Consider the following 26973-nt stretch of genomic DNA (forward strand, 5'->3'; position numbering starts at 1 on the left):
GGGGGACCCTGATGCGTCGCTTTTCCTTGCCTATTGCCCGCAAACTGCCACTAGCCCTGCTTGGGTCCGCCTTGCTGGTAAGCCTTGGCGTTGGCACGGCCAGCTACATGATCGGCTCGGAAGCGTTGCGCAGCTCTGCCGAGAACACTCTGGTTACTCTGGCAAGCGAACGTGCCGATGCCGTCTCGACCTATCTCAAGGCGGTGGAAGACGACCTCGTGGCGACCTCCCGCTCCGAAGCCACTGTTCAGGCACTGCGCGATTTTGGTGGCGCCTGGCTTCAGTTCAAGACCGATCCCACCGCCGAAGTCCGCAAGGTTTACGTCGACGATAACCCCAACAAGGATGATCTGTCGGCGCTCGAGACCTTGGGCACCACCGGCAATTATGACGTGACGCATACGCGGTTCCACAAGGGATTCCGCAGCCAGATCGGGGCGCGCGGCTATCGCGATCTCTATCTCTTCGATCCCAAGGGCGTGTTGATGTATTCGGTGAGTAAGGGCGCCGACTTCGGCACCAGCTTCGCCGAGGGCGGGCCGATGGCTGATAGCGGGCTAGGTGAGGCATTCCGCGCTGCGGTGGCCATCGAGGACCCCGATGGCATCGCCTTCACCGATTTCGCGCCGTATGAGGCAGCCGCCGACAAGCCGGCCAGCTTCTTTGCCAAGCCTGTCTTCAACGCTCAGGGCCGTAAGGTCGGAGTACTGGCCATACAATTGCCCCCGGAGCGCCTCGACGACGTCATCGGCAGCCGAACCGGTCTGGGCGAGAGCGGCGAGGTCGTGGTGGTGGGCCCTGATGGCCTCCTGCGCTCGAACTCGATCTTCACCGAGGGCAATGATGCGCTGGCCACAAGCTTCAGTGCACCCGTTGTCGAGGAGGCTCTCTCCGGCACGGCAAGCAATGGCGAAAGCACAAACTACCGCGCGACTGACATGCTGTTGGCCGCAGCGCCGATTACCACGCCGGGTAAACCCTGGGCGGGGGTGGCAGTTATGGCGACCGACGAAGTGTTGGCGCCCGTCACCAACATGCGCAACATGATGCTGCTGATCGGTGCCGCTCTCCTTGTGGTGGTGGCCGCCGCAGGTCTCCTGTTCTCGCGCACTATCACTCGCCCCATCAGCCGGCTCACCGATACAATGAAGTTGGTGGCGGACGGCAATCTGGACGTGACGGTTCCGGCCGGCGACCGCACCGACGAATTGGGCGCCATGGCCAAGGCGGTAGAGGTGTTCCGCGAGAACGGCCGGCGCGTGCACCAGCTCACCGAGGCGGAAGCGGCTCAGGCATTAGCCAGCCAGCAAGAGCGCGCGCGCATGATGACCACGTTGCAGCGCGCCTTTGGCGACGTCGTTGACGCGGCCGTGGCCGGTGACTTCACCAAGCGCGTCGAGGCGCAGTTTTCCGATGCCGAGCTCAACGCATTGGCGGGATCGGTCAATCGTCTCGTGGAAACGGTGGAGCGTGGTCTCGATGAAACCGGCTCTGTCCTGTCGGCCCTCGCCGACGCCAATCTCACGCGGCGCGTTGAAGGGCAGTATCAGGGAGCGTTCGCGCGCCTCAAGGCGGACACCAATGCGGTGGCCGAGAAGCTTGGGGAGATCGTGGGGCAATTGCGCGCAACGTCCGGCGCCCTCAAGCGAGCCACTGGCGAAATCCTCTCGGGTGCCAATGATCTTTCCGAACGGACCACTAAGCAGGCCGCGACCATCGAGGAAACCTCGGCCACCATGGAGCAACTGGCGCAAACGGTTTTGGACAATGCGGGCCGAGCCGAAGACGCCAGCCAAAAGGCACATGACGTCTCACGGGCAGCCGAGGATGGTGGCCAGGTGATGGCACAGGCGACCGCGGCCATGGACCGCATCACCGCGTCGTCGGCCAAGATTTCCAACATCATCGGCCTGATCGACGACATCGCATTCCAGACCAATCTTCTGGCGCTTAACGCCTCTGTGGAGGCCGCCCGTGCCGGAGACGCGGGCAAGGGTTTCGCGGTGGTCGCAGTGGAAGTGCGGCGGCTGGCGCAGAGTGCCGCCAGCGCTTCGGCAGACGTCAAGGCGCTGATCGAGCAGAGCGGTGCGGAGGTCTCTGGCGGCACCAAGCTGGTCGCAGAGGCGGCCGGCAAGCTCACCAGCATGCTCGAAGCCATCCGCGGCAACACCGTGGCGCTGCAGACCATCGCGCAAGACAGCAAGGCGCAGGCCTCGGCGATCGAGGAAGTGACCGTCGCCGTCCGCACCATGGACGAGATGACGCAGCACAATGCTGCGCTCGTGGAACAGACGAATGCAGCGATCGAGCAGACCGAGGCGCAGGCCAGCGAGCTCGATCGGATCGTGGATATCTTCACCGTCGCGGTCCCGTCAGCCACAAAGCCCGCGCCCGCAGCTGCCGTGACGCCGGTATCCGGCATCCGCGGCATCCAGGATAAACTCAAGACCGCCGCCACCACCTACCTGAAGCGTGGCAATACCGCGCTCAAGGCAGAAGTCGATTGGCCGGAGTTTTGAGGCTCTGACAACTGGACAAGAGCGGTTCGCGCCGCTCTTATCCCGGGCATGGACATGCCCAGCCGATTCCCCGATATCATGCTGCTGGCCGCCGGTCTGGGGCGGCGCCTCAGGCCACTAACGGACTCGACGCCCAAACCTTTGATCCGCGTAGGCGGTATCCCACTGATCGAACGTGTCATGGCGAGTGCCCGGGCGGAAGGTGCCACGCGGTTCACCGCAAACGCGCACCACCACGCCGACCAGGTGCTGGCGCACTTTGCGGGACTGCTCAAGGTCAACCGTGAAGACGTGCTGCTCGATACGGGCGGGGGCGTGAAGGCCGCCCTGACCATGGTCCATTCGGATCCGTTTTTTGTGATGAACACGGACGCCTTCTGGCCTGCCGGCATCGACCGGCCGCTGGCGCGGATGATCGAGCGCCATGAGCCGGGCAGTATAACGCTTCTCTGTGTGCAGCCGCATCGCGCCACCGGATTTGGGCGCAGCCATGATTTCTGTCTGGCGCCCAGTGGTGAAATCACGCCGGACTACGGCGCCCCGGTGATCTATGCGGGTGTCGTTCTGATGGGCAAGTCCGCCTTTGCCAACACGCCGGAGGGACCCTTTTCGCTGCTCACGCTGTTCGAGGCGGCGCAGGCGCGCGAGACCCTGCGGGGCGTCATGCTGGATGCGCCGTGGTATCATGTGGGTGACCCCAAGGCTCTGACCGAAGCCGAGCAGGCCCTTTCCGCATGAGCCTTTTCTCCATTCCGCCGCACGTCCCGTTTCTGCCGGCGCTGGTCGAGGGCGTGATGGATGGGCGGCTTCTGGGCGGTTGGGCGCAGAGCGGGCCGTTCTGGCTGAGCGATGTGACCATAATCCTGCCCACGCAGCGGGCACGACAGGCACTGGCCACCGCCTTTTCCAACCATCCGGGCTTCGTCGGCCTCCTGCCCGATATCCGAACTTTTGGCGGTGACGAAGCGGACGAGGAACCGTTCCTGCCCCCGTTTGAGGCGCCACCCCTGCCCAAAGCGACCAGCCGGCTCGAGCGGCGCATGACGCTCTCTCACCTCGTGGCGGGGTGGGCCGGGACCGAAGCAGGCCGACAAGCGTTTGCTACCCCCCCAACGGCCGCCGAGATTTTCGGCATGGCCGAGGCCCTTGGCACCCTCATTGACGATCTCCTGATCGAGGAACGTAGCGCCGGCGACATTCGGGCCGTGGGCGCCGAAATGGGACCCGAACTGGGCAATTATTGGCAGCAGACGCTGACCTTCCTCGATATTGCGCTTCGTGCGTGGCCAGATCAGCAAGGGGAAGGCCGGGCCGATGCGGCTGCACTGCGGCGGCTGCGGCTCGACCGGCAGGCCATGGCCGCGCCGCTGCTGTTCGGTGACCGGCCCGTGATCGCGGCAGGATCGACGGGTTCGATCCCCGCGACGGCGCGCCTTCTGGCCGCCATTGCCCGCCTGCCGCGCGGCGTTGTCGTGCTGCCGGGGCTGGATACGACGCTCGATGGGGACGCTCATGCCGCACTGCTGGACCCCAGCAACAATCCGCAGGGGCATCCGCAATATGGGCTGGCGCATCTCCTGCGCGATCTGGGCGCAGGGCCGGCGCAAGTGGAGACGCTGGGGCCCGCCACACATCCGCGTACTCAACTTGTCAGGCTCGCTCTTGCCTTGACTGCCGACACGGCCGATTGGGCGCGCCACCGCTTCGCACCAGAAGGCCTCGATGCCGCGCTCGATGGCGTCAGCATCATCGCTGCGCGCACCGAAGACGAGGAGGCGCGAGCGATTGCTCTTTTGGCGCGAGCGGCGCTGGAGGAGAGCAAAACTGTCGGCATCGTTACCCCCGACCGCAATCTTGCGCGCCGAATTGCCGCCGAACTCGCACGCTTCGACATTTTTGTGGACGACGCTGCCGGCGTGCCGCTCTTTCACTCCCCAGCTGGCCGCCTCGCGCGTCAAATCCTCCAGGTCGCAGCCGGAGGGTGCGCCGCCGTGGACGTCATGGCGCTGCTCCGCAACCGCGGCGCTCTGGTCGGGCGCGACCGAAGCACGATAGCCAAGCTGGCGGACGACATCGAGCTCGGCCTGCTGCGCGGACAGCGGCTCGCGCCGGGTCTCGAAGGGTTGCGGCGCAGTCTGGAGGCGAATCTTTCCAGGAGCACAGAACGCGTCGCCCGGCGCCTGTCCGCAGACGATGGGGCGGCGATCGGGGCACTGCTCGACGAGCTCTCGGCGGCCCTCGCACCGCTTCTGACCCTCGTCAAAGCAGCGGATCTCGATGGGCCGGCGCTCGCGGAGGGGCTATGGGCCGCCATGGAAGCGATCAGTGACGGCGCGCCGTTGCGAGGCAAAGACGAGTTGCGCGACTGGGCGAAGGCCGTGGCAGACCTTGCCAATCGCGGACATCGCTTCGTCCCTGTCGCCATGGACGCTGTGCTGAACGCACTGATGGAGGGGGTTTCCGTCCGCAATCGGCTGGAGCGGCGGCAAGACATCGCCATCTGGGGACAACTCGAGGCCCGTCTCATGAGCCCGGACGTGATGATCCTCGCGGCGCTCAACGAGGACAAATGGCCGGGGCCGGCCGACCCGGGGCCGTGGCTCAGCCGCGGCATGCGGATCAAAGCAGGTCTGGAGCCGCCCGAACGGCAGCAGGGGCTCGCGGCCCACGATTTTGCCCAGGCCATGGGAAACGCCACGGTGATTCTGGCTTACGCACAGCGGCTCGGCGGAAGCCCCGCCCTGCCCTCGCGTTTGCTGCAGCGACTCGATGCGTTCATCGGCGAGGAAGCTGCGAAGCTAATGCGGCAACACGGACAGCGGTGGCTGTCCGATGCGCAGCGGATCGACGCCGTCGATAGGGTTGCAAGCGCAGGCCGGCCCGCGCCCAATCCGCCGGCAGCCCAGCGCCCGCGCCGCATTTCCGTCACCGAGGTCGAGACGCTGATGCGCTCGCCGTACGATCTCTACGCCAAGTATGTGTTGGGGCTGCGGCCGCTCGATGCACTGGGCGAAGAGCCCGACGCCCGGGAGCGGGGGACGGTGGTACATGCCATTTTCGCCCGCTTCGTCGCTGAAGGGCACGATCCGGCTGGCGTGGATGCCCTTGATCGCCTGATGGAGATCGCGCGGGCCGAATTTGCGGCGCTGGAGGCGGTCGGCGAGCGTAAGGAACTGTGGCTCAGGCGCTTCTCGAGCGCCGCAGAGCAATTCCTGGCCTTCGAGACGGAACGGGCGCAGCGGGTGCGCCATCGGCATGCGGAGGTGAACGGATCGTGGTTACTGCCCATGGCCGAGCCGGTCAGGATCGAAGGACGGGCGGATCGCGTGGATGAGCTCATCGACGGCACGCTCGAAATCATGGACTTCAAGACCGGATCGCCACCCGCGCCCGCGGCCATGCGCGCCTTCGAGGCACCGCAGATGCCGGTGGAGGCGCTGATTGCCCAGGCGGGAGGCATGGCAGGCGTTGCCGCCGCACCGTCCAGCGCCCTCACCTACGTCAAGATTGCGCTCGGCCCTGATGCCTTCCGGCCAAGCCGGTTCGCGACGCCTGACGCCATGGACCTGATGGACGCCGCCGAAGAAATCGGGCGGCGGCTGCAGGGCCATGTGGAGCTGTTCCTCTTGCGCGACACGCCTATGCCGGCGCGGCTGCTACCCCTTCGCACGCAACGTTTTGCCGGAGCATATGACCATCTCGCGCGGGTCGCCGAGTGGACGAGCGTCGACGACGGCGAGGATCCATCATGAGCGCAGAGCGCGGACCGCTCCAGGTTCCTTTCGACACCAGCCTCACCCAGGCCAAGGCCAGCCATCCCCACCATTCGGTGTGGGTGGAGGCCAATGCCGGTTCAGGCAAGACGTTTGTGCTTACCCAGCGGGTGCTGCGCCTGCTGCTGGCTGGGGTAGAGCCGCAAACGGTCCTCTGCCTGACCTACACAAAGGCGGCGGCAGCCGAGATGCGTCAGCGTGTCGGGGCGCAACTGGCCGCGTGGGCAGTGGCCGGCGACGCGGAACTGCACGATAGGCTCGAAGCACTGACGGGCCAACCGCCACAGCCTGGGCTTGCCGGCTTGGCGCGCACACTTTTCGCCAAGGCGCTGGAAACGCCAGGAGGCCTCCGCATCCAGACGATCCACGCCTTTTGCGAGGCGGTGCTGCATCGCTTCCCTATCGAGGCGGGCGTGCCCTTCGACTTTTCCGTGATCGAGGACGATCAGCGCGAGGGCATGATCCTAGCCGCCCGCGAGGCAGTGCTGGCGGAAGGGCTGCGTGGCGGGGAACATGCGGCGGCCGTTGAAAGCCTGTTCGGCCTTATGAGCGACGATGCCATTACCAAGGCCATTAATGTCGCGCTGGCGGAAGGGGCTCGACTGCGCGCCGTGCTGGATGATGTACAGGGCGCCAAGGAAAGGCTGGCGCAACTGCTCGGCGGCACCGACCGGCCTGCTGCAGCAATCAATGCGGCCACGCTCGCCGAAAGCCTCCTCACGCCGCAACTCCTGCGCGAGATCGTGCTCAACTGCGGCGGCGACCCGACCGGCAACAGCAAGTGCGCCGATCTCCTCGCCCGCCTCGATCCGGACCGGCCCCACCTTGAGGGGCTGCGCGCCGCCTTTTTCAACGGAAAAGGTGAGCCGCGAACGCGGCTGATGGTCAAAAAGGAAATCGAGGCTTTTCCCCACCTGCACGCGGTGCTCCAAGCCGAGCAGCAAAGGCTCGATGCGCTCAGGCTTGAGCTGCAGGCGGCGGAGATGATGGAGCGCAGCGGGGCGGTCCTGGATATGATCGCCGCGATACACCAGCGCTACACGGGCGAAAAGCGGCATCACTCAATGCTCGACTTCGATGACCTTGTGGAGCGGCTGGGCGACCTTCTCACCGAGCGCTCGATGGGTCCCTGGGTCCGTTACAAGCTCGATGCCGGAATCGATCATATTCTGGTGGACGAAAGCCAGGATACCAATGACCGGCAATGGCGGGTCGTGAGGGCCTTGGCGGAAGAATTCTTCGCTGGCGAAGGCGCTGTGCAACGCCCTCGTTCGCTGTTTGCCGTGGGCGATCAGAAGCAGTCGATCTATTCGTTTCAGGGCGCGGAGCCGGTGCTGTTTGCACAGACGGGGCGAGAGTTCGCGCGGCGTGCGAAACAGGCCGAGCGGCATTTCGAAGCGGTCAAGCTTCACACCAGTTTCCGGACGCTGCCTGGCATCCTGGCGGCGGTCGACGCGGTGTGCTCGCGCGAAGACATTCGGCTGGCCCTTCTTTCAGAAGACCGCGTCGGACATGCGCCGGCGCGAACACAATCGGGAGGCACGGTGACGCTGTGGCCACCCATAGCGGAGGTCAAACTCGGCCGGGACGATACCCAGTGGCCCGAAGTGCCACTGGACGCCGAACAGAGTGCGGCGCGTCAGGTGGCCCTGCGGATCGCCCGGGAGATCAGGGGTTGGCTGAGCAATGGCCGGCTTCTGGGCGAGCGGGGCCGTCCGGTTGCCGCCGACGACGTTCTGGTGCTCGTGCAATCGCGCAGCGTGCTGTTCCATGAGATCATCCGGGCGCTGCGGGCAGAAGGCGTACCAACGCCGGGGGCGGACCGGCTCGGCGTGACCAGCCACATTGCCGTGCTCGATCTGCTCGCACTGATCGATGTTCTCCTCAATCCCGCCGACAGCCTGCAGCTGGCGGCCTTGTTGCGCTCGCCGCTGTTCGACGTCACCGAAGAGGCGTTGTTCGAGATCGCCCACGACAGGGCAGGTCAAAGCCTTTGGCAGGCCCTCTGTGCCTCTCCCCACCCCGCTGCACGTGAAGCGGCGGAACGGCTGAACCACTGGCGCGCCAGCCTCGATTTCGAGCGCCCCTATGAGTTTCTTGCTGCCGTGCTCTATGCTCAGGGGGGCCTCAAGCGCTTTCACGCGCGTCTTGGGCCAGAGGTCGACGAGGTGCTCTCGGAACTGTTGGCGCTGGCACTGGCGCACGAGCAAGACAGCCAGCCCTCGCTACAGGGCTTTGCCCATGCCATCCGACGTCGGCGCAACCTGACCATAAAGCGTGAATTGGCAGATGCAGGCGCTGGCGTGCGGGTGATGACCGTGCACGGAGCCAAGGGGCTGGAAGCGCCCATCGTCATTCTGGCCGACGCAGCGTCCAAGCCGAACGGACAACAAACGGGCAAACCGGTCTACATCGTGACCGACAGACCACCAGGACCGCTGCTGATCCATGCTTCGCGTGCCGATCAGCACGTTCCGGCGACACTTTCCATCAAAGCCGAGATCGATAACAATCAGGCGCAGGAATACTGGCGCCGCCTCTATGTAGGCATGACGCGGGCGGAAGATGAGCTTTATGTGACGGGCACGCTGACCCAGAAAGGGTCTCTGGACGGCACGTGGTTTGAGGCCATCGAGCAAGCGCTGCGCGCCGAATGCGAAACGGTCGAAGACGGCGATGGCGTTGTCCAGGCGCTGGTCTACCCGCAGCGCTTGCCCGATGCGGGCCAGCCCTGGGGCCGAATCACAGCGCCGCACCGCATCGAACCGCTCACGGTTGCTGCAGTCGCCGAACCCAAGCGCGCCGCCATAGTCTTTCCCTCCCGCACCGATGACCATGCCGGCCCCGAGGTGGTGCTGCAAAGCCTGGCGGAGCAGGCGCGCGACGCAGAAGCCGCCCGAAAGTCGGGATTGGCGCTGCATGCCCTGCTACAGCACTTGGGGCGAGTACCGCGTCAGGCGTGGGCTCAAGTCGCGCCGCGTGCGCTGGAGGCATTAATGCCGGAGTATCCAGAGGAGCATGGGCGTATCGCCGGCAAGGCAATTGCCATCCTGAGCCAGCCGGCACTGGGCCCCCTGTTCGGCCCCAACAGCCGCGCCGAAGTGCCGTTTCTTATCGCGGCAAGGCGACGCGAGGAACCGGTGCGGCTTTCTGGGCGTATAGATCGGCTGGTGGTTGACGACTCCAAGGTGTTGGTGGTCGATTACAAGTCCGACGCGACAGTACCCTCAGAGGTCGCTGACGTGCCGGAGCGATATCGGAGGCAGCTCGGGATATATGCATTGGTCGCAGGTCAGCTTTTCCCCGGCCGGACTATCCAGGCCGCCATCCTTTGGACGGAGCTGGGATCATTGATGAATTTGCCGCCTGAACTTCTATCGGAGGCCACAGGCGACTTCACCTTGCGGTGACAGTGCTTGCCCGAAGGCTGGACTCTTCCCAGCTTTGAGGGCAAACACGCCACCGCTTTCGTAGAACTCTAGTCGCGCTTCGTGCCGCGGGGCGATCTGTCGTCTCAGCGAAGCGCTCAACAAAAGGCACTAACCCATGACGAAGCAAGTTTCCGATGCCAATTTCGGCGAGGAAGTCCTCAACTCTAAAGAGCCTGTCCTGGTGGACTTCTGGGCGGAATGGTGCGGGCCCTGCCGGGCGATCGCCCCTGTCCTGGACGAACTCTCAAGCGAGCTCGACGGCAAGGTGAAGATCGTCAAGCTTAATGTCGACGAAAACCCCTCGACCATGACCAAGTATGGCGTGCGCTCGATCCCCACCATGATCCTGTTCAAGGGCGGGGAAGCGGTCGACATGAAGATCGGTGCTGGCACCCCCAAGGCAGGCCTTTCCAAATGGCTCGAGGGCCACGCCGCCTAAGCGGCGCCACTTTCCGTTTCAGCACCGCCGGAGCAATCCGGCGGTGTTTTTGTTTGAGCCCGTCCGCCTAAGCGGCTGTTCCTTCCGGCTCTGCACGCTGGTAGACATCGATAACTGATATTGACAGCAAGGAGCGCCCCGTGGCCGCCATCGATCTGACCGCTGCTCCGTTCCACCTCGATCAAGCGGCGCTGGACTGGGTCAGTGCCACGCGCGACAGCCTGAGCCCCCGTGACAAACTCGCCCAGCTCCTCGTGCTGATTTCGCGCGAGCCGGCAGCCGAGGCAGTCGAACCGCTTCGCAGCTTCAAGCCCGGAGGGGTAACGCGCCTCTTCACGGCCGACCTGGAGGGGGAGCTCGCCCTCATGGAGCAGATCGACAAGGTCGGGCCAGTCCCCATGCTGGTGAGCGCCGACCTTGAAGGCAGCCGCATGAGCCTGCCCTTCGGCACGGAGGTGCCCAACCCGCTTGGGCTGGCAGCGGTCGACGAAGTGGAAGCAACCACGGCCATTTCGACCATCATGGCGCGCGAGGCGCGGGCGGTGGGGCTCAACTGGAGCTTTACGCCGGTGATCGACCTCAATGCCACCTGGCAGAGCGCGATCGTGGCCACGCGTTCTTTCGGCGATGACCAGGCCCGCGCAGAACGCCATGCCTTGGCGCAGATCGCTGCATTCCAGAGCAACGGTGTGGCCGCAACAGTTAAGCATTGGCCGGGCGAAGGCTATGACGACCGCGACCAGCACCTGGTGACCACGGTCAACCCGCTCTCCCTTGAGGCTTGGGAACACGCCTTCGGTCGCACCTATCGCGCAGCCATCGACGCGGGAGTGCTCAGCGTCATGTCGGCGCATATCGCCTTTCCCGCCTTCGTCCGCGAGATCGATCCTGAGGCCGGGGCCGAGGCTTTCCGCCCGGCGTCTCTTTCTCCCATCCTGACGAGGACGCTGCTGCGCGAGGGGCTCGGCTTCAACGGCCTAGTGGTTTCCGACGCCACGCCGATGGCCGGGTTTGGTGACTGGGGCCCGCGGGAAGAGACGATTCCGGCCTGCGTCAATGCGGGATGCGACGTCATCCTGTTCTCGGACGATCCCGCTGCGGATCTCATGTATCTGGTCAAGGCGGTTGCCGACGGGCGGTTGAGTCAGGAGCGCGTCGACGAAGCGGTGACGCGCGTGCTCGCGCTCAAGGCCAGGCTGGGCCTGCACATTCCTGACCGACAGGCCCCGAGCCTCGAGCGGGCCAGAACGCGGGTTCGCACGGCGGAAAACCTGGCGACGGCGCGGGCGGTGACGGCTCGGGTACCTACGCTGGTCAAGGACCTTCCGGGCCTCTTGCCGCTCTCACTGGCCAGGCACAAGCGCGTGCTCGTCTTTTCGACCGGGGTAGTGCTGCCGTTCGCGCCCGCTCCTCTACCGCTTTCGATTCCCCAACTTCTGCGCGGGGAGGGATTTGACGTCACCGAATATGCGCCGGGGATGAGCATCGATCCCAATCAGTTCGATCTCGTGCTGTATCTGCTGGCGGAAGAGACGCTGCTGACGCGGCAGCGCATATTCCTCAATTGGAAGAGCCTGACGGGCTCCGTGTTCGGGGCGATGAAGCGCTACTGGCACGATGTACCGACGCTCATGGTGTCGCTGGGCTTCCCCTACTACCTGCACGACGCGCCGCGCGTCCCCACCTATGTCAACGCCTACGGATCGAACGAGGACATGCAGGCGGCCGTGGTTTCCTGCCTGCTCGGCCGAACGCCGTTCGCCGGAAAAAGTCCGCTCGACCCGTTCTGCGGCAGCGATCAGGCGCGGTACTAGAGCGAAGGACGGGCTGCGTTTTTGTCGTCATTGCCGGGCTTGTCCCGGCAATCCATCCCGGGAGGCGTGGAGCACCGGGACACGCCGGTGGTGACGATAGACTAAGTCACTGGTGCTGCAGCCGCCCCCATCCGGCGCTCCGCCCCACCCTCCGATCAGGTCGGGGGCAGGCTCTTCTCCCCGAGGGGGAGAAGAACAGACTTAATCGGGCAGGGTGCCGTTTTTGGCCAGCACGTCGCCGGCGAGATAAAGCGAGCCACAGATGAGGACGCGCGCGTCCGCGAGGGCTGCGGCATCGGTGAGGGCTTCCGTCACGTCCCGCCGGGCATGGGCCGAAAACCCCATGGCCCGCGCGTGCGCGGCGATGTACTCGCCATCGTGGGCGTTGGCCTCTCCCGGGATGGTGACGGGATAGACCAGCGCTGGATGCAGATCGCGGAACGGGGCGAGGAAATCCTCGGGTTGCCGCGTTTTCATCATGCCCATGATCATCACCAGGGGCTTGTGCGGCATGGCGGCGATGGTGCGGGCGAGGGCAGCGGCGCCATGGGCGTTGTGGCCGCCATCGAGCCAGAGCTCGTGGCCGGGCGGCAGGACATCGCGCAGCCGTCCCGTCCGGAGGGGCTGCATGCGCGCGGGCCAGCTAACGCGACGCAGCCCTTCGGCCAGGGCCGGCTCATTAACGGGCAGCTCGAAGTGGCGAGCCGCGGCAATGGCCAGCGCGGCATTGTCGAACTGGTGCGGCCCGGCGAGCGCCGGGGGCGGCAGGTCGAGAAGACCGGTTTCGTCTTGATAGACGAGGCGCCCGTCCTGTTCGCCGCCATGGAAATCCTCGCCCTGCCAGAGGGGCGTGATGCCAAGGCGGTGCGCCTGGCGTGCCAGAACCTTCCGCGCTTCGTCCTGTTGTAGCCCCATCACGGCCCTGGCCCCGCGCTTGAGAATGCCGGCCTTGTTGGAGGCTATTTCGCCCAGCGTGTTGCCGAGAAACCCCTGATGATCGTAGTCGATGGGGGTGATGATGGTGCCGAGCGGGTGCTTGACCACATTGGTGGTGTCGTAGGTGCCGCCCATGCCGGTTTCGAGCAGCAGGAAATCGGCCGGCGTCTCGGCAAAGAGCTTGAAGGCCGTGACCGTGGTCACCTCGAAAAAGGTGATGCCGGCGCCGGCATTCATCGCCTCGGTTTCCTCCAGCGCCGCATCGAGCCGCTTTGTGTCGACCAGCGTGCCGGCGAGGCGGATGCGCTCGTTGAAACGAACAAGGTGCGGGGAATTGTAGACGTGTACCGTCTTTCCCGCGGCCTCAAGGAAGGCGCGCAGATACGCGATCGTGGACCCCTTGGCATTGGTGCCGGCGACGTGGATCACCGGCGGCAGGTGGTCCTGCGGATTGCCGAATTTTTCCAGCAGCGGCAGCATGCGATCGAGGCTGAGATCGATCAGCTTGGGATGGAGCCGGGACAAGCGGGCCAGAATGGCGTCGGTGCGGGACATGATGTCTCCGAAGATCGGCGATGAACACCGCCATCAATACAGCGTCACCACCGGGCTTGTCCCGGTGGTCCATGCTTGCGCCGCTGGATTGCCCGGACAAGCCGGGCAATGATGATGGACCAGAAGGGAGAAGCCTTACTTCCTGAGCTCGCCGCCGGTCGTCTTGGTCACGGCCGCGACCACCGCTGCCGAAACCCTTTCGATTTCTTCGTCGGTCAGGGTCTTGTCCCTGGGCTGCAAGGTTACCTCGATGGCGACGGACTTCTTGCCTTCGCCCACATGGGCGCCTTCGAAGACGTCGAAAATGTCGACCTGCCTGATCAGCCCTTTGTCGGCACCCTTGGCCGCCTTGAGGATCGAGGCGGCAGACACGCCGCGGTCCATGACGAACGCAAAATCGCGGAAGACCGGCTGGAACGGCGACAGCTCCAACCCCGGCTTGGTCCGGGTCGGCTTGCGGCGCGGCTCGGGCAAGGCATCGAGGTCGATTTCGAATGCAGCGACGGCACCCGAGATGTCGAGTTCGGCAGCCAGCGCCGGATGCAGTTCGCCGAACCATCCGAGCGTCACCTTGGGACCCAGGGCAATACGGCCGCCGCGGCCCGGATGGCTCCAGGACGCCGCCTCGGGCAGCACCTGGACCTTATCGATATCGACGCCGAGTGCGTCGAGCACGGCGGCAAGGTCGGCCTTGGCGTCCCAGACGCCCACAGCTTCGGCTTTGCCCGACCAGTGTCGCCCGGAGCCGCTGGGTTTCGCGGTGCCGGTGCGGACGCCCGAGGCATAGGTGTGCTGGCCCTCGGGCTTGTCGGAAAGGAACACCTGCCCCACCTCGAACAGCGCCACGTCGGCAAAGCCGCGATTGGCGTTGCGGCCGGCGGCGGCAAGCAGGCCCGGCAGCAGCGAGGGGCGCATGTCGGTCATGTCCGACGCGATGGCATTGGCCAGCTGGCGGTCCTCGGTGCCGCCGCCGAAGCGGGTGGCGTCATCGTGGCTGATGAAGCTCCAGGTGACCGCCTCATCCAGCCCGCGCGTCGCCAGCGCCCGGCGCGCGATGCGGCGGCGGTTCTGGATGGTGGTGAGGATGCGCGGGGCGACATGGTTGAGGCGGGGGAGCGGCTCGACGGGCACGTTGTCGACGCCCACCATGCGCATCACTTCCTCGACGAGATCGGCCTTCTGCGTCACGTCGGGACGCCAGCTGGGCACCTTGACCGAGCGAACGTCGCCCGGGCCATCCGCGACAAAACCGAGCCGCGAAAGGATGGCTTCGATCTCTGAGGGAGACACGTCGAGGCCGGTGAGGCGCTTGACCTCGGAGAGCGGGAAATCGACGACGGTGCCGGGGAACACGTCCTCACCCGAGATGGCCGGCTCCTTAGGCGTGCCGCCGCACAGGTCCAGAACGAGACGCGTCGCCAGCTCCATGCCCGGCTCGGTCAGAGCCGGATCGACCGACCGCTCGAGCCGATAGCGGGCATCGGAGACGATGCCGGTCTTGCGGCCGGATTGGGCTATGAGATCGGGGTCCCAGGAGGCGCATTCGATAAAGACATTGGTGGTCGCCTCGGTTACTCCGGACCGGACGCCGCCCATGATGCCGCCGAGGCAGAGCGGCCCCTTGTCGTCGGCGATCACCGTCATGGTGTCATCGAGCGTATAGACCTTGTTGTCGAGCGCATCGAAATTTTCGCCGTGCGCATTGCGCAACACCATCTGTCCCTCGACCTTGTCCGCGTCATAGGCATGGAGCGGCCGGCCCCAGCCAAGCGAAACGAGGTTGGTGATGTCGACGATGGTGTTGATGGGGCGAAGACCTACGGCGCGGAGGCGTGCCTGCAGCCAGTCCGGCGACGGGCCGTTCCGGACGCCGGCGATGTAGCGGCCGGCGAATTTGCGGATCGCCTTGGGCTGGCCTGGCTCGAACTGATGCGGCAGCGGCGGAACAGGGCTGGCGCCCTGCGAGGGCACCGGGCTCATGTCGGTCTTCTTCAGCGTGCCAAGGCCAAAGGCCGCCAGATCGCGCGCCACGCCATAGACGCCGGTCGCATCGCCGCGGTTGGGGGTGATGGAGATGTCGAACACGACGCCATTGATGCCGGCATAATCGACATATTTCTCGCCCACCGGCGCATCGGCCGGCAAGGAGATGATGCCGTCGTGGTCGTTGGAGAGTTCAAGCTCGGCGGCCGAGCACAGCATGCCGTTGGAGGGAGCGCCGCGAATGACGACGCCGCCCTTCAGTTCAAAATCCTTGCCCGGAATGTAGGTGCCGGGGAAGGCGAAGACGCTTTTCATGCCCGTGACGACATTGGGGGCACCGCAGACGACGTCGATGAGTTCGCCTGTTCCGGCATCCACCTTGCAGATATTGAGGTGGTCGGAATTGGGATGGGGCGCGGCCTGCACCACCTGCGCGACGACGAATTTTTCCAGCGCCTTGCCCTGGGCCTCGATGCCTTCGACCTCGAGGCCGATCATGGTCAGCGCCTTGCCGATCTCTTCGACGGTTGCCGTGGTCTCGAGGTGTTCCTTGAGCCAGTCGAGCGTGAATTTCATGTGTCTGGTTCCTTAGCTCGAAAGGCCGCCGAAAAGCGTGGGGAGATCTAGCGGGCGGAAACCGTAATGGTCGAGCCAGCGCTGATCGGCGTCGAAGAAGGCGCGCAGGTCCGGCATGCCGTATTTGAGCATGGCGATGCGGTCTATGCCGACCCCGAACGCAAAGCCCTGATAGACGTCCGGATCGAGCCCGGCATTCCGGATGACGTTGGGATGGACCATGCCGCAGCCGAGGATTTCGAGCCAGTCCGAGCCTTCGCCGATCTTGACCTCATTGCCCGAGCGGTCGCACTGCACGTCCACTTCCATGGACGGCTCGGTGAAGGGGAAGAAGCTGGGGCGGAAGCGCAGCGTGACGTTCGGCACCTCGAAGAAGGCCTTGAGGAATTCTTCGAGCACCCAGCGCAACTGGCCGATATGGCTCGACTTGTCGATGACGAGCCCCTCCACCTGATGGAACATCGGGGTGTGGGTCTGGTCTGAATCGTTGCGGTAGGTGCGGCCGGGCATGACGACGCGGATCGGCGGATCCATGGCGGGCGTGAGGTAGGAGGCCGCCGGCTTCTGGCTGGTTTTTTGCATGACGCGGACCTGCACCGGGGAGGTGTGGGTGCGCAGCACTTTTTTCACGCCGTCCGCGCCGGGCTTCATGAAGAAGGTGTCGTGCATCTCGCGCGCCGGATGGCCCTCGGGGAAGTTGAGCGCGGTGAAATTGTAGTAGTCGGTCTCGATGTCGGGGCCTTCGGCGATGGAAAAGCCCATGTCCGAGAAGATGGCGGTGATTTCATCGATAGTCTGGCTGATGGGGTGGATGCGGCCGCGTGCCGTCGGCGCGGGCTGCAGCGGCAGCGTGACATCGACGCTCTCTGCCTTGAGGCGGGCGTCGAGGGCCGCAGCCTTTAGCGCCGAGTTGCGCGCCTCGATCAGGCCGGCGATCTCGGTCTTGAGCCCATTGATGGCCGGGCCGGCGGATCTGCGATCCTCCGGCGCCATGGAGCCAAGCGTCGCGAGGAGCGCGGACACGCTGCCCTTCTTGCCGAGGGCGGACACGCGCACGGCGTCGAGAGCGGCTTCGGTGTCCGCTGCGGCGATGGCGGCGGCAAGCTCGGTTCGCAGGGTCTGGATCTGGGCGGAGAGGGACATGAGCGTGCTCGTTGGTCTATTTGCGGCGGTTAGAGCATTTTGGGCCGGCGAAGTCAGCGGGTTTTTGCCTGGGGTAGCCCAAACTCTCCACGCCGTCGCCACCCGGCCACCTCGGGCTTGACCCGGGACCGGGTGGTCCATGCGTCCGCAGGGTGGATTGCCCGGACAAGCCGGGCAATGACGCAGGAGTGGAGAGCGCACCGACCGAAGTCTGAAAAACAAAACGCCCTGCGCCAGCCCTTTCGGGGCGGCGCAAGGCGCGATTTTGACCTCAGCGAGGTGGGTATGCCTAGGCGGTGACGCGGGCGTGGGTGACGGTGTCCACGCTTTCCAGATACGCCAGCGCTGCCTTGGCCTTGGCGACCAGGGCGGCGAACGCTTCGGGCTGGGTGATCGCGAGATCGCTCAGCACCTTGCGGTCGACGGCAACCTCAGCCTTGCTGAGGCCGTCGATAAATCGGTTGTAGGTCAGGCCGTGGTCGCGAACCGCAGCGTTGATACGCTGGATCCACAGGGCGCGGAAATTGCGCTTCTTGACGCGACGATCGCGGTAAGCGTACTGACCGGCCTTTTCGACGGCCTGCTTGGCGATACGGATCGTGGATTTACGACGGCCATAGTAGCCCTCGGCGGCCTTCAAGACCTTCTTGTGACGAGCGTGGGCGGTTACGCCCCTCTTAACGCGTGCCATGTTCTAAAAGTCCTTCCAGCTTAGCGGTTGTACGGCATGTACCACTTCACCAGACCCTCGTCGCCCTTGGACAGGATCTTGGTGCCGCGGTTGGTGCGGATGTACTTGGCGTTGTGGCTGATCAGGCGGTGGCGCTTGCCGGCGACGCCGGCCTTCACCTTGCCCGAGGCGGTGAAGCTGAACCGCTTCTTGGCGCCGGACTTGGTCTTCATCTTGGGCATTTTGCGGGTCCTTGGTGTTCTTGGATAGGTTAAGGGCCTATCGCGTTCAAAGACCGCCACGGCATGCCTTTTGGCCGGGCGGTCCGGAGATGGCGCTCTATAGGAGGAAAGATCGGCCATGGCAAGAGCGGGTTGCCTAGCGCCGCGCGGCCGCCAGGCGCGGTTCGAGATGATCCTCGAACAACAAGCCAGGCCGTGCAGCCAGAGCCGCCCCATAGGCAGTCTCGGCCTCGAGGGACGTTTTCAGGAAGCTCGAAAGTCCACGCACGTCGCTCTCGGCAACACCATACTGGCCAGCCTCGAGCCGCCGGAGGATTTCCTGTTTTGAGGCGATCATGCCGGCGGCGACATCCTTGCCATTGCTCATGGAGCCATCGCGCTTGATGTAATCGTGCAAGGGCTCGCCGATATGGAATGAGGTGGGATTGGTGCGGTAGAGCTGGAGCAGGAACTCGAGGTCGGTCATGTTGCTCATTGTCGGATCGTAACGCCCGTCGCCGCGGCGCCGATCCCAAACCACCATCGAGTCCATGGACAGGCTCACCCATTTATGCTCACCGGGCGTCAGCACCCGGTCTTCTCCCTCGCCGACGTAGCGCAGATGCTCGAACTGCATCGTCATCACGTCGAGCGCAGTGGTCACCACACCATGGGTTTCGAGCGCGGCCACGGCCCGTTCGAGCTTGAGCGGCTTCAGGCGGTCATCGGCATCGAGGATGGCCGCAAGAGGCACGCCGATCCTGTCGAGCGCGACATTGCGGGTGGTGGACGCGCCCCGGCCGATCCCGCCGCTCTCGAGGAAACGTTGCCGCGGATCGGCGACACCGTGTGTGGCCAGGAAGCGCTCGTAGTCCCCGCCATCGTCGGCAATGATCCAGTGCTCCCAGTGCGGGTAAGTCTGCGCGAGAACGCTGCGGACCGTCTCCACCAGGGTCTGCTCAGCCCGAAAGGCGGGGGTGATGATGGCTACCGCTTCCACGGTTGTTGTCTCCTTGGCCAAGGCTTGAATGCAAACGCGCGCTCACCCATATCTGGATCACGCTGGCGATGCCACTCGCTCGGGTCGCTGGCGGAGACGTTGCTTGATCAATCAAGGACGAACCGTATGTCGCGTATCTCGGTGTTCTCTGCACCTTTCCTCCTCGGCTTCGACAGTTTCGAGGAGCGGATCGACCGGCTGGCCCGATCGGCCGATGGCTATCCTCCCTACAACATCGAACGTCATGTTGCCGACGATGGCAGCGAGCGCTTCCTGATCTCGATCGCGGTAGCCGGTTTTGCTGCCCCGGAGCTCGACGTGACGGCGGAGGATAACCAGTTGACGGTGCGCGGCAGACAGAAAGACGAGCCGGGCCGCGAGTACCTGCACCGGGGAATTGCAGCGCGCCAGTTCCAGCGTACTTTCCTCCTCGCCGATGGCATGGAGGTGAAAGATGCAACTTTGGGGCATGGGATGCTCGTTATTACCCTTGAGCGGCCCAAGGCCGCCAAGATCGCCCGTCGAATTGACATTCGCTCATTGTGAGGAAGAAAGGGCCTGAACATGATGGACAAGCGTAATTCCGAAACTGCAGTCGAGGCCGTACATCCTCTCAAGTTGCTGACGCGCGCCGAATTTGCCGCGCTTGGCGGCGACGCGGTGGCCTATATCAAACCCGTCTCCGGTCTGGTCCTGTCGCACATGATCGCGGATGCCGAATTCGACGCGAACGTGGAATACCAGCTGGTGATGTCGGCTGATGGCACGCCACTGATGGTGGCAGACACGCAAGACGCGGTTACCGACTGGCTAGGCGACAAGAGCCTTGGCCTTGCGACGCTCCACTGATCCACGAACAGAAAGCCCCGGCGTTAAACCGGGGCTCTCGTATTTCTGCGGGGGTTAGGCGGCGTAAGTGCCTTCCACCGGCGCGGTAAGGACCGCATGAAGCCTCGCCGGATCCGTGTAGGTCCTCAGGTCCTCCACCACCGATTCGGTCCGCAAAAGCCTCGCGACGCGCGAGAGCGCCTTAAGATGATCAGCACCTGCCCCGACGGGGGCCAGCAGCATCATCACCAGATCCACCGGCAGGTCATCAACCGCGTCGAACTCGATCGGTTCGGCCAAGCGAGCAAAAACGGCGGTCACACCGGCCAAGCCACGAATCTTGCCGTGAGGGATGGCGATGCCGTTACCCAAGCCAGTCGAGCCCAGTTCTTCGCGAGCGTTGATGGCTGCCAGAATGGTTGTCTGGGCTATTTCGGTAGTTTCTGACGCTTCATGGGAGAGTCTTTCGAAAAGCTGGGGCTTGTTCGAGACGTCCTTGAAGTACAGCACGCTACGCGCCGCCAGGATGTCGGCCAATTCCATCAATGTGCCTTGAGATGTTCTTGTTCAGCCTACGGCGCCACCATGTTAATTGGGGCTTCGGGCCGGATCGATCCAACCAATATTGCCGTCTGCGCGGCGATAGACCACATTCAGGCCGCCGTGTCCAGCATGACGGAACATCACGACTTGGCTACCGGAGAAATCCAGCTCCATCACCGCTTCTTCTACACTGAGCACACGGAGGCTCTTGGTGGTCTCGGCCACCACCGGCGGCGCATAGTCCTCGTCGAGTTCGTCAAGTTCGTCGGAGGCACCAAAGACGGTGTACTGGGCGGTGATGCCGTCCACACCATTGGCGCCGTTGCCCTTGCGGTGCTGCTTGAGCTTGCGGTTGTAGCGCCGCAAGCGCTTCTCGATGTTAAGGGCCATGGCTTCGAAGGCAGAAGTGGCATCGCCGGCCTGAGCGCTCGCCTGCAGCGTTGCACCTGAATCAAGATGCACGACGCAGTCGGCGCGATAGCCAATCCCGTCCGGGCTCAACGTCAGGTGACCATCATAGCCGCCATCGAAATACTTCCCGACAACGGTGGCAAAATGGTCCTCCGCCTTGCCCCTCAGGGCATCGCCGACGTCCATGTTTTTTCCCGAAACGCGTAGAGTCATGGCTTTTCTTCCTTTCGGTCGCTGGCACGACGCGAAGTCCCCAAAGCCGCTTCCAGGCTCCACGGGATCACGCCTGCTGCCTTCCTTATGTGGGAGCGCAGCGTGAGGAATGCTAGCGCTCGCAGCTCAAACCTGTCCATGCCGATCTGCGTTCCATGCAGGCGATAATCGCGGCACGCGTCATGGTTTGGCCATCACTGGCGCAGTGGCGGCTGATTTGCCCCCCGGGGGACGCCTCACCCGGCGCGCGCCAGTTCCTTTTTCTGGCGGCGACGAATAACCGAGGACGGGATGTTCATAGCTTCGCGATATTTTGCGACGGTGCGGCGCGCAACATCCATGCCCTGCTCTTTGCGCAGGATTTCGGCGATCGTGTCGTCGGAGAGAACCGCGCTCGCCGGCTCCGCGTCGATCAACTGGCGAATGCGGTGCCGCACCGCTTCGGCCGAATGCTCCGCGCTGCCATCGGCCGAGGCGATGGCGGTGGTGAAGAAGTATTTGAGATCGAAGATCCCACGCGGCGTGGCCATGTACTTGTTGGCCGTGACCCGCGACACGGTCGATTCATGCATCTCGATCGCTTCGGCGACCATGCGCAGCGTCATCGGGCGCAAATGGGCCACCCCGTGCACCAGGAAGCCGTCCTGCTGCCTGACTATTTCAGCCGCCACCCGCATGATCGTCTGGGCCCTTTGATCCAGACTTTTGGTCAACCAGTTGGCGCTGGCGAGGCAATCGGCGAGGAAGCCTTTGCCACTTGCGTCTCTGGTCTGGCGCGACACCCTGGCGTGATAGCGGCGGTTGACGAGAACGCGGGGGAGGATGTCGCTGTTAAGATCGATGAGCCAAGCGCCATCCGGGCCGGACCGGACGAACACGTCAGGAACCACGGCTTCCACCGGCTCCGTGTCGAACGCCAGGCCGGGCTTGGGATCGAGTTGACGCAGCTCGGCCAGCATATCTGCGAGGTCTTCCCGGTCGCAGCCCACAGCCCGCAAAAGGGCGGGCATGTCGTGGCTCGCCAGGAGGTCCAGATTGGCCAGTAACCGCTGCATGATCGGATCGAGCCGATCGCGTTCGCGGAGTTGAAGGGCGAGACACTCGGCGACGTCGCGGGCAAAAATGCCGGTGGGTTCGCAGGTCTGCAGCACCCCCAGCACCGCCTCGACATCGGCCAGTTCTGCGCCCAGCGTTTCTGCTACTGTTTCGAGCGATATCGCAAGATAACCCGCCTGATTGAGACCATCGATGAGATACCGGGCGATCAGGCGGTCCGCCGGCGTGCGGAGCAGGAACTGTGCCTGCGCTTCCAGATGGTCCGACAGGCGCGGGCGGGCCGCGACATACTGGTCAAGGTCGGGGGCCTCACCCGCGTCGAAGCTGCCGTTCCGATCACCACCGGAATAAGTGGGCGTTTCAACGTCCTGCTCCTGGCGGGATTGGTCGGGGAAAAGGTTGTCCACCGGTGTATCGAAGTCGGACGCCAGTTCAGCGGCGGAATATTGCAGCGTCTCCGCCGATTGCAGAGGCTTGGCCTCATCCCGCATCTCGCGCTGCTCATTACCCTCGTCGGATGCCGCCCCCTCCCCGTCGCCCTCTTCGCGTTCAAGCAGCGGATTGCGCAGGAGTTCGGCTTCCACGAAGGCGTTGAGTTCGAGGTGACCGAGTTGGAGCAGCCGGATGGACTGCATCAGTTGCGGCGTCAGCGTCAGGCTTTGCGACTGGCGGAATTCTAGCCGTGCCGATAGTGCCATGCCTTGAGGGCCTTCAAAACGCGTCTACTGGTCGGTTGGCGACCACTTTCCGCGCGGAACATGCCTCAAAAGGCCAGGCTCGGCAAGTTTTGTGCCACTTTGATTTCGCAGTATCGGCGGCCTAGATCGAGAAGCTCTCTCCCAAATAGACCCGTCGCGCCTCCGGGTCGGCGCTGATCGTCTCGGGCTTGCCCTGGATCATCACTTTGCCGCCATGGATAAGGTAGGCTCTGTCGACGAGGCCAAGCGTCTCCCGTACGGCGTGGTCGGTGATCAACACGCCGATACCGCGCTGCGTGAGCTGCCGCACGAGACCCTTGACCTCGGCCACGGCGATGGGGTCGACGCCGGCGAAGGGCTCGTCAAGCAGCATGAAGATCGGATCTGCCGCCAAAGCGCGAGCAATTTCGACGCGCCGGCGTTCCCCTCCCGAAAGGGAGAGGGCATTGGATTTGGCGAGGTGGCCGATAGAGAATTCCTCGAGCAGAGAAGCAAGCCGCCGCCTCCGTTCCGCACGGTCCCGCACATGGTTTTCGAGCACGGCCAGGATGTTGCCGGCCACGCTGAGGCCCCGAAAGATCGAGGGCTCCTGCGGCAGATAGCCTATTCCCAGCTGCCCGCGTTGAAACAGTGGCAGGTGTGTGATCGCGTGGCCGTCGAGAAGAATATGGCCCGCATCCGGCCGCACCAACCCCATGATCATGGTGAACACGGTCGTCTTGCCTGCCCCGTTCGGACCCAGCAGTCCGACCGCTTCACCACGCCGCACGGCCAGGGAAACGTCGTGCACGACGCTTCTCTTGCCGAAACTCTTGGCCAAAGCGTGCGCGACGAGCCAGCCGGTCTGGTCGATCCGGTGCCGCAAAGGCGTCTCGTCTGTCATTGCGTCGTGAAGACCCCCGTCACCCGGCCGCCCTTGCCGCCCGTGAAGGTGGAGACGTTGGTCTCGAGGTTCACCACCAACTCGCTGGCGTTGACCGTGCCGCCTGAGTTGGTGACCTTCACATTGCCGGTAAGGCGCAGGAGCTGGTCGGCAGGGGTGAATACTGCACGCTCGCCGGTGGCGTCCTGCTCATCCGTCTTGAGGCGGACCGCCCCGGTCGCCTCGAACGTTTCGATGTCCGAAGTGCCGCCCTCGCCGTAGGTCGCGACGACCTTATCGGCCCAGACGGTCACCGTGGGATGCTTGACGAGGACATTGCCCGTGAACACGGCCTCGTGTGCGGTATCCTGCACCGTGAAGGTGTCGGCGGTGATCTCCACAGGCTGCTGGGCGAACGCCGGCCCCACCGAGACAGCGAAAAAAAGAACGGCGAAAGCGGCACGCAACATCAGTCGGAAGCTCCGGGCGTAGCGGGATCACCGACAGGCCCCTCGGCCTTCGGTGTGTCTGGCAAGGTGACTGTCGCCCGGTTAAAAGTCCAGATGGCCGTTTTTGCGTCGTAGACCAGACCCTCGGCGCGCACAGCGGCGCCATCGGCATAGTCTATGGCTACGGGGCCCTCGGTCGTTAGAACCTGCGACGACCAGTCGAACACGGAATCGGTCAGCGTTCCTTCGGTTCCCGTGGAGTCGCCGATTTGCGCGGTGCCTGGCACTTGCACGGTCTGGTTCACGGTATCGAGCCGGGCGCGGGGCGCGTCGGCTGTCATTTCGACCCCGTCCACATTGGTAACAGAGAGACTCGCCTCGGAAAGATCGATGATTTCCGTCTGACTGGTTGCAGCGCGGGCCACTGCAGCAGACACCCGATAGCTCGACCCGTCTTCGAGCAGGCCCGTATATTCCGGCGCATCGACATCGATGCTCACGGGCGTGACGGTGAGGTGATCGATACCGAAGCGACTTCCCAAGCTGGAGAGGTAGATCTGCGCGGAGAGCGCCAGAAGGACCACGAACCCAAGCGCCGGGACCGCCAGCCGTAAAACCGAAACGGTCCTGTTGCGGCGCTGGAGCCGCCGATACACTGATGCTCGATCGGCCGCCGGCATCCTCATCCGGGTCCCCGTCGCGCCCTAGCTGTGCGCGAAGATGTCGGTTTCTTCCCAGCCCATAAGATCGAGCGCACAGCGGGTCTTGAGGAATTCGAAGCAGGCTTTGGCGATCTCCGTGCGCCCTTCGCGCGCCAGCATGCGATCGAGGTGACGCTTGAGATCGTGCAGGTAGAGCACGTCCGAGGCTGCGTAATCGAGCTGTGCGTCGCTCAGCTTGTCCTGGCCCCAGTCCGAGCTCTGCTGTTGCTTGGACATGTCCACGTTCAGCAGTTCGCGCACCAGGTCCTTGAGGCCGTGGCGGTCGGTGTAGGTGCGGACCAGCTTGGAAGCGATCTTGGTGCAATAGATGGGCCCGGTGACGACACCAAAGCGATTCTGCAACACGGCCACGTCGAACCGGGCATAGTGGAAGATCTTGGTGACGCCGGGGTCCGTGAGCAGTTTGACGAGGTTCGGAGCCTCCGTAGCGTCCTGCGGGATCTGAACAATATCGGCGCTGCCATCGCCAGGGGAGAGCTGGACGACACAGAGCCGGTCGCGATGGGGATGCAGGCCCATGGTCTCGGTATCGATTGCCACCTCGCGACTATAGTTGGAGAGGTTGGGAAGGTCGCCGCGGTGGACTCGAATAGCCATCAGATCAATATCCAGAATTTGCCTGTCCTGCTTCCTTGGCACAGACCTATGGCCAAGGGAAGGCGTGGGCCCTGTGCACCGTGCAGGAGCGGCCATTTACCGATATAAAGCTTTCTTTATATCGTTGTTGCATTCGATTGCGGGACCTGCGAGAACCCGAGGCGAAAGTATCGGGGAATGTGTCCCCATACGCGCACCTGCCCGTGCGCCCTCGCCACTTGCTATGAGGTTTAACGTGGCCCGATCGTCTTATCTGTTCACCTCGGAATCCGTTTCCGAAGGTCACCCCGACAAAGTCTGCGACCGGATCTCCGACGAGATTGTCGACATGGTGTTCAAGGAGGCCAAGAAGGCCGGCATGGACCCAGCCAAAGTCCGCATTGCCTGCGAGACCCTGGCCACGACCAACCGCGTCGTCATCGCCGGCGAAGTCCGCGTCCCGGAGTCTCTGCTCAAGCGCGACAAGCAGGGCAATGTCATGCACGACGCTGCAGGGGCGCCGCTGGTCAACCCCTCCAAGTTCAAGTCGGTTGCCCGCCGGGCGATCCGCGCGATCGGCTATGAGCAGTCCGGATTCCACTGGAAGACCTGCCGCATCGACGTGCTGTTGCACGGCCAGTCGGCGGACATTGCTCAAGGTGTGGATGAAAGCGGCAACAAGGACGTGGGCGCGGGCGACCAGGGCATCATGTTCGGCTACGCTGCGCGGGAGACGCCCGAGCTGCTGCCAGCGCCGATCTATTATGCGCACAAGATTCTCGAGACTCTCACCGCAGCCCGCAAATCGGGTGAAGGCCCGGCGGCCGTTCTGGGCCCCGATGCCAAGAGCCAGGTGACCGTGCGTTACGAAAACGGCAAGCCTGTCGGCGTCACGCAAATCGTGCTCTCGACCCAGCACATGGATGACAAACTGACCTCGTCCGACGTGCGCAAGATCGTCGAGCCCTACATCCGCCAGGCGCTGCCCGAGGGCTGGATCTCCGAAGACACCGTCTGGCACATCAATCCGACCGGCAAGTTCGTTGTCGGCGGTCCAGATGGCGACGCGGGCCTCACCGGCCGCAAGATCATCGTGGACACCTATGGCGGGGCCGCACCTCATGGGGGTGGCGCGTTCTCGGGCAAGGACCCCACCAAGGTTGACCGCTCGGCCGCCTATGCCGCGCGCTACCTCGCCAAGAACGTCGTTGCCGCCGGACTTGCCGACCGGGCGACCATCCAGCTCAGCTACGCCATCGGGGTGGCAAAGCCCCTCTCGATCTATGTGGACCTTCATGACACCGGCAAGGTCGAGGAAGGAAAGCTGGAAAAGGCCTTGGCCGAAGTGATGGACCTGACGCCGCGTGGCATCCGCACCCATCTCGATCTCAACAAGCCGATCTACGCCAAGACCTCTGCCTATGGCCATTTCGGCCGCAAGGCGGGCCGGGATGGCTCTTTCTCCTGGGAAAAGACCGATCTGGTCAAAGCCCTCAAGGCTGCCGTGGCCTGAGCCGCGGCGCCGCCACTGGTTGACACAAGGGCCTCTTTTCCG

21 protein-coding genes and 1 pseudogene are annotated in these 26973 nt (G+C 64.2%); 9 read left to right on the forward strand and 13 right to left on the reverse strand.

What is annotated here, in order from left to right; all coding sequences use genetic code 11:
• The first annotated feature begins 11 nt into the window (after positions 1-11).
• The 6 genes from IC608_RS18165 to IC608_RS12950 all read left to right on the forward strand — a co-directional run bounded on the left by IC608_RS18165 (position 12) and on the right by IC608_RS12950 (position 11976).
• A complete protein-coding gene (locus IC608_RS18165; RefSeq protein WP_248306367.1) occupies positions 12-2519 on the forward strand; it encodes a methyl-accepting chemotaxis protein in 2508 nt (835 codons plus the stop codon).
• Positions 2520-2573: 54 nt separating this feature from the next.
• Entirely contained in the window at positions 2574-3257 is a 684-nt protein-coding gene (locus IC608_RS12930; RefSeq protein WP_191776088.1) for a nucleotidyltransferase family protein, read from the forward strand.
• Complete coding sequence (addB, locus tag IC608_RS12935) at positions 3254-6271, forward strand: double-strand break repair protein AddB (RefSeq protein WP_191776091.1); 3018 nt, start codon at positions 3254-3256, stop codon at positions 6269-6271. Before IC608_RS12930 ends, addB begins: the two co-directional genes overlap by 4 nt.
• On the forward strand, positions 6268-9702 hold the full coding sequence (gene addA / locus IC608_RS12940) for a double-strand break repair helicase AddA (RefSeq protein ID WP_191776094.1): 3435 nt from the start codon (positions 6268-6270) through the stop codon (positions 9700-9702). Before addB ends, addA begins: the two co-directional genes overlap by 4 nt.
• Before the next feature lie 136 nt (positions 9703-9838).
• Positions 9839-10162: a thioredoxin gene (trxA, locus tag IC608_RS12945; RefSeq protein WP_191776097.1), complete on the forward strand. Its 324-nt coding sequence runs from the start codon at positions 9839-9841 to the stop codon at positions 10160-10162.
• A 140-nt stretch (positions 10163-10302) separates the two neighbouring features.
• Positions 10303-11976, forward strand: a complete 1674-nt coding sequence (locus IC608_RS12950; protein WP_191776100.1) for a glycoside hydrolase family 3 N-terminal domain-containing protein — start codon at positions 10303-10305, stop codon at positions 11974-11976.
• Between the two features lie 201 nt (positions 11977-12177).
• On the opposite strand, the gene IC608_RS12955 is transcribed toward IC608_RS12950, so the two are convergent.
• From IC608_RS12955 to IC608_RS12980, 6 genes are all read right to left on the reverse strand, one after another.
• A complete protein-coding gene (locus IC608_RS12955) occupies positions 12178-13467 on the reverse strand; it encodes a bifunctional folylpolyglutamate synthase/dihydrofolate synthase (RefSeq protein ID WP_191776103.1) in 1290 nt (429 codons plus the stop codon).
• A gap of 135 nt (positions 13468-13602) precedes the next feature.
• The gene (gene pheT, locus IC608_RS12960) at positions 13603-16026 is read right to left on the reverse strand and encodes a phenylalanine--tRNA ligase subunit beta (protein ID WP_191776106.1); all 2424 of its coding nucleotides are present in this window, start codon (positions 16024-16026) and stop codon (positions 13603-13605) included.
• A gap of 12 nt (positions 16027-16038) precedes the next feature.
• A complete protein-coding gene (gene pheS, locus IC608_RS12965; protein WP_191776109.1) occupies positions 16039-17169 on the reverse strand; it encodes a phenylalanine--tRNA ligase subunit alpha in 1131 nt (376 codons plus the stop codon).
• A 289-nt stretch (positions 17170-17458) separates the two neighbouring features.
• A complete protein-coding gene (rplT, locus tag IC608_RS12970) occupies positions 17459-17860 on the reverse strand; it encodes a 50S ribosomal protein L20 (RefSeq protein ID WP_191776111.1) in 402 nt (133 codons plus the stop codon).
• 20 nt (positions 17861-17880) lie between these two features.
• Positions 17881-18081: a 50S ribosomal protein L35 gene (rpmI, locus tag IC608_RS12975; RefSeq protein WP_035084480.1), complete on the reverse strand. Its 201-nt coding sequence runs from the start codon at positions 18079-18081 to the stop codon at positions 17881-17883.
• 136 nt (positions 18082-18217) lie between these two features.
• Positions 18218-19060, reverse strand: a complete 843-nt coding sequence (locus tag IC608_RS12980; RefSeq protein ID WP_191776114.1) for a glycosyltransferase — start codon at positions 19058-19060, stop codon at positions 18218-18220.
• A 126-nt stretch (positions 19061-19186) separates the two neighbouring features.
• On the opposite strand from IC608_RS12980, the gene IC608_RS12985 reads away from it, so the two are divergent.
• Together IC608_RS12985 and IC608_RS12990 are read left to right on the forward strand one after the other, a co-directional pair.
• The gene (locus IC608_RS12985) at positions 19187-19606 is read left to right on the forward strand and encodes an Hsp20 family protein (RefSeq protein ID WP_191776117.1); all 420 of its coding nucleotides are present in this window, start codon (positions 19187-19189) and stop codon (positions 19604-19606) included.
• 18 nt (positions 19607-19624) lie between these two features.
• Positions 19625-19909, forward strand: a complete 285-nt coding sequence (locus IC608_RS12990; RefSeq protein ID WP_191776119.1) for a DUF1150 family protein — start codon at positions 19625-19627, stop codon at positions 19907-19909.
• Positions 19910-19963: 54 nt separating this feature from the next.
• On the opposite strand, the gene IC608_RS12995 is transcribed toward IC608_RS12990, so the two are convergent.
• The 7 genes and pseudogenes from IC608_RS12995 to IC608_RS13025 form a co-directional block, all read right to left on the reverse strand.
• Positions 19964-20431 carry a PTS sugar transporter subunit IIA gene (locus IC608_RS12995; RefSeq protein ID WP_191776122.1) on the reverse strand — a complete coding sequence of 156 codons (468 nt, stop codon included), beginning with the start codon at positions 20429-20431 and terminating at the stop codon, positions 19964-19966.
• A gap of 45 nt (positions 20432-20476) precedes the next feature.
• A complete protein-coding gene (gene hpf, locus IC608_RS13000; protein ID WP_191776125.1) occupies positions 20477-21055 on the reverse strand; it encodes a ribosome hibernation-promoting factor, HPF/YfiA family in 579 nt (192 codons plus the stop codon).
• 236 nt (positions 21056-21291) lie between these two features.
• The gene (gene rpoN / locus IC608_RS13005; RefSeq protein ID WP_191776128.1) at positions 21292-22809 is read right to left on the reverse strand and encodes an RNA polymerase factor sigma-54; all 1518 of its coding nucleotides are present in this window, start codon (positions 22807-22809) and stop codon (positions 21292-21294) included.
• A 121-nt stretch (positions 22810-22930) separates the two neighbouring features.
• On the reverse strand, positions 22931-23854 hold the full coding sequence (lptB, locus tag IC608_RS13010) for an LPS export ABC transporter ATP-binding protein (protein WP_428055748.1): 924 nt from the start codon (positions 23852-23854) through the stop codon (positions 22931-22933).
• Positions 23758-24141 (reverse strand): annotated as a pseudogene (locus IC608_RS13015) (LptA/OstA family protein); the annotation flags it as partial. The pseudogene IC608_RS13015 and the gene lptB, both read right to left, overlap by 97 nt.
• Positions 24141-24806 carry a hypothetical protein gene (locus tag IC608_RS13020; protein ID WP_191776158.1) on the reverse strand — a complete coding sequence of 222 codons (666 nt, stop codon included), beginning with the start codon at positions 24804-24806 and terminating at the stop codon, positions 24141-24143. The gene IC608_RS13020 and the pseudogene IC608_RS13015, both read right to left, overlap by 1 nt.
• A gap of 18 nt (positions 24807-24824) precedes the next feature.
• On the reverse strand, positions 24825-25439 hold the full coding sequence (locus IC608_RS13025) for a ribonuclease D (protein WP_191776162.1): 615 nt from the start codon (positions 25437-25439) through the stop codon (positions 24825-24827).
• A 223-nt stretch (positions 25440-25662) separates the two neighbouring features.
• Between IC608_RS13025 and metK the strand changes: the two genes are divergently transcribed.
• Positions 25663-26931, forward strand: a complete 1269-nt coding sequence (metK, locus tag IC608_RS13030) for a methionine adenosyltransferase (RefSeq protein ID WP_210316350.1) — start codon at positions 25663-25665, stop codon at positions 26929-26931.
• Positions 26932-26973: the final 42 nt, after the last annotated feature.

This window comes from Devosia oryzisoli, assembly GCF_014837245.1.
In the GTDB taxonomy this organism is placed as follows: Bacteria; Pseudomonadota; Alphaproteobacteria; order Rhizobiales; family Devosiaceae; genus Devosia; species Devosia oryzisoli.